The 1,932-nt window shown below is 64.3% G+C and carries 1 protein-coding gene; it reads left to right on the top strand.

What is annotated here, in order from left to right:
• On the top strand, positions 1-1,932 hold a 1,932-nt coding region (locus FJ404_19795), incomplete at both ends, for a hypothetical protein (GenBank protein ID MBM3825089.1).

The raw sequence follows: 1,932 nt of genomic DNA, 5'->3' as shown, positions 1-1,932 counted from the left end.
TCGGCTGCTGATTGCCACCGCCGCCGAGATGGGCCACAACGCCCGCGAGGTTATCGAGGCTCAGGAAAAGAAGGTGGGCTGCCTGCTGTTCTCCGAGCTTAAGAACCGCGAGCTGAACTGGCCAGCTTCTCCGGACAAGCTCGTCGCCCCGCAACCGCCTCCCCGCCAACCCCGGCCGGACCAGCGACGGGCCATTGCCGACGCCGTTCGCGGATTCAAGCAGCACGATCGTGGGCAACTCATCCGCGCCTGTGGCACCGGCAAGACGCTCATCGGCCTGCGCGTGGCCGAGGCGATGAAGTCTCAGCGCACGCTCGTCCTCGTGCCCTCGCTGTCATTGGTTTCCCAACTTCTGAGCGATTGGTCCAAGGATGCCCTTCAACCGTTCCGCTTTCTGCCGGTCTGCTCCGACCAGACTATCGGCGGCGAGGATCATCTCATCGCCCACGTCAGCGAACTGGGCGTGCCGCCAACCACGCAACCTTCCGAGATTGCGGCGTTCCTGCGCGGCACAGGGCGGCGAGTGGTTTTCTCCACTTACCAGTCGGCTCCCACGGTGGCTCTCGCCCTCCAGCAGCACCGGCTCAAGCCGTTCGACTTGGTCATTGCGGACGAGGCGCACCGCTGCGCGGGCGTCAAGGAAGGCCCCTTCGCCACCGTCCTCGATGCCCGGCAAATCCCCGCCCGCAAGCGCCTGTTCATGACCGCCACTCCGCGCTTCGCGTCCGAGGCTTCCAAGTCCCGCGCTGACTCGCTCGGGCTGGAACTCGTCTCGATGGATGACCACGCGGTCTTCGGCCCCGTCTTCCATGAACTCAAGTTCTCCGACGCCATCCGGCTGAAGCTGCTCACTGACTACCGCGTGGAGATTGTCGGCGTGGACGACCCAGCGTGCCGTCAGTATGCGGAGGAGGGCACCTTCGTCACCGTGGACGGCGAGACCATCACCGACGCCCGCACGCTGGCGAGCCACATCGCCGTGGCCAAGGCCATTCGGAAGTATGACCTGCGGCGCATCATCACCTTTCACGGCCGCGTGAGCCGGGCACGCGAGTTTGCCGACCAGTTTCCGCAGTTCCTCCGCTGGATGCCCCGCCGCGACCAGCCCTCCGGCCAGATTTGGACCGAGCTGATTTCCGGCGACATGGCCAGCAACCGGCGCGACGCCATCCTTGACCGCCTCCGCGAAGTGCAGCCGCCCGCCCGTGGCATTGTGACCAACGCCCGGTGCTTGAGTGAGGGCATTGACGTGCGGGCCTTGGACGGCGTGGCCTTCATTGACCCAAAGGAATCGCAGGTGGACATCATCCAGGCCGTGGGCCGGGCCATCCGCAAGTCCGAGCACAAGCAGCACGGCATCATCATCCTGCCGGTGTATATCGGCAGCGGCGAGGACGACGACACCGTGCTGGCAGACTCCTCCTTCAAGCAGGTCTGGCGCGTGCTCAAAGCCCTGCGCTCGCACGACGACCAGCTCGCCAGCGAACTGGACAACCTGCGAGCCAACCTCGGCAAGCGGGGCAAGGTCCGCGCCAGCTTACCGTCCAAGCTAACCCTCAACCTCCCCACTCGTGTCACCGCCCGTTTCGCTGATGCGTTTTACCTGCGCACCGTCCGTTCAATCGCGCCGCTGCCGCCGCTGACGGAGGAGCAGATTTTGAAGTGGGCGGACGCACACCACCGGCAAACCGGGGAATGGCCGAAAGTTAAGTCAGGCGCCATTCCGGACACCAATGGTGAGAAGTGGGTCAACATTCATGCCGCTCTCAGCATAGGTATTCGCGGACTTCCCGGCGGCTCCTCACTGGCACAACTGCTGGCGGAGAAGCGTGGCGGCAGAAACATCCAAGCCCTTCCAGTTCTGACGATTAATCAGATTCTTGAATGGGCAGACGCTCGCCACCGGCAAACCGCGGAATGGCCGAAAAGTAA

The sequence above is a fragment of the Verrucomicrobiota bacterium genome, from assembly GCA_016871495.1.
In the GTDB taxonomy this organism is placed as follows: domain Bacteria; phylum Verrucomicrobiota; class Verrucomicrobiia; order Limisphaerales; family VHDF01; genus VHDF01.
This window is presented reverse-complemented; position numbering and strand designations above follow the sequence as displayed.